Annotated in this window: 1 protein-coding gene; it reads left to right on the plus strand. The window is 47.8% G+C overall.

Translation table 11 applies throughout. From position 1 onward, the window contains the following. Positions 1–42 precede the first annotated feature (42 nt). Entirely contained in the window at positions 43–1,644 is a 1,602-nt protein-coding gene (locus tag GJR95_RS41400; protein WP_162391458.1) for an ISL3 family transposase, read from the plus strand. Positions 1,645–1,666: the final 22 nt, after the last annotated feature.

Consider the following 1,666-nt stretch of genomic DNA (forward strand, 5'->3'; position numbering starts at 1 on the left):
GGTTCTGAGCCACTTTTGGTGATGATAGTATGTTCATAAAGTATGCTATCATCCCTCCTGTTGCCATTTCAACTTGAAGTGCAAACGGTAACTTCACAACCTAACCTGGTTATAGTAGCACTAACCAGCACGGCTTTATTTAGTAACTGTCCGCTTTGTGGAACGGCTAGTCACCGTATCCATAGTCGCTATAATCGTACCTTGGCTGATCTACCCCTAGCAGGCCAATATCAAGAATGGCGACTCAAGGCGCGTAAATTCTTCTGCGATAACCTAGAATGCCCTCGCAGGATCTTTACCGAGCGTTTTGAGTCCATCATCCAGCCTTACGCTCGTTGCACCCAGCGATGTATACAACAACAGGCGCAATTAATGCAAGCAGTTGGGGCTCGACCAGGCCAGCGCATGGGAGCGCTTTTCCGTTTACCGGCCAGCAACACCACACTTTTACGGCGATTACGGGTTCAATCCATGAGCATTGCCCATACACCACGGGTACTTGGCGTGGACGATTTCGCTTTTCGAAAAGGGGATCGATATGGAACTATCTTAGTGGATTTAGAGACCCATCAAGTAGTTGATTTGTTGCCGGACCGAGAAACAGCCGCCCTCAAAAATTGGCTCAACGAACATCCCGGTGTGGAAGTGGTCAGTCGTGATCGGGCTAGCACGTATGCATTAGCTGCGGCTCAAGCCGCTCCTCAAGCCATTCAGGTGGCTGATCGATGGCACCTGTTGAAAAATCTAGGGGAAGCTATCCAGCGATTTGTTGAAAGTCAGCGAGTAAGCTTACAGCAAGCCACGCAGGAATTAGTAAGTGCTACAGCTGAATCGCCAGTAGTATCATTGATTGATAATCAAATGGTTGACAAAGATACTCCATCCCTTTTTCTGTCGTCCCGGCAAGCTAAGTTTGATCAGGTTAAAACACTTCGTCAGCAAGGGTACTCGATTCTTGGCATTGCTAAGCAATTGAAATTATCGCGCAATACGGTAAAAAAATATCTCGTCTGGTCAACTTACCCAGCCAGAGCCAGAGTTAGCCTGCCACGTCGTTCATCGGGTATCTTAGCTTTTGAAGATTATATTCGACAGCGCTGGCAAGAAGGGGAACAACGAAGTGCTTATCTCTATACGGAGGTGAGGCAGCAAGGTTTTTCGGGCAGCAAGTCGAGTGTATTTCGATTAGTCAAAGACTACCCTCGCAAGGCCCAACTCGTTCTTCCTTTGGCTGCCAAGCCGGTTCCTTATTCGGTTCGTCAAATCAGTCGCTGGCTAAGTTTGCCGCTTGAATCCTTATCAAAAGCCACTGATCGAGCCTTCATGGATCAATTCTTTACGAACTGTCCGTTAGCTCAAAAGCTGCATAAGTTGGCCGTTAAATTTCGAACGATGATGGAAGAACGGCAGGTAGAACATCTGGATAGTTGGTTAATGGAAGCCCAAGAGTCGGGTATTAGCGCTTTACGGCATTTTAGCGCCAACTTGAGTCATGACTACCAAGCGGTGCGTCAGGCCTTTTGTTCGGTCTGGAGTAATGGGCAGGTAGAAGGGCAGGTGAATCGGCTGAAGACCATCAAGCGAACCATGTATGGCAGAGCCAGTTTTGACCTGTTACGAAAACGAGTGGTTGGATTGGGTTAATCACCAAAAGTGATTCAGAACC

Source organism: Spirosoma endbachense, assembly GCF_010233585.1.
In the GTDB taxonomy this organism is placed as follows: domain Bacteria; phylum Bacteroidota; class Bacteroidia; order Cytophagales; family Spirosomataceae; genus Spirosoma; species Spirosoma endbachense.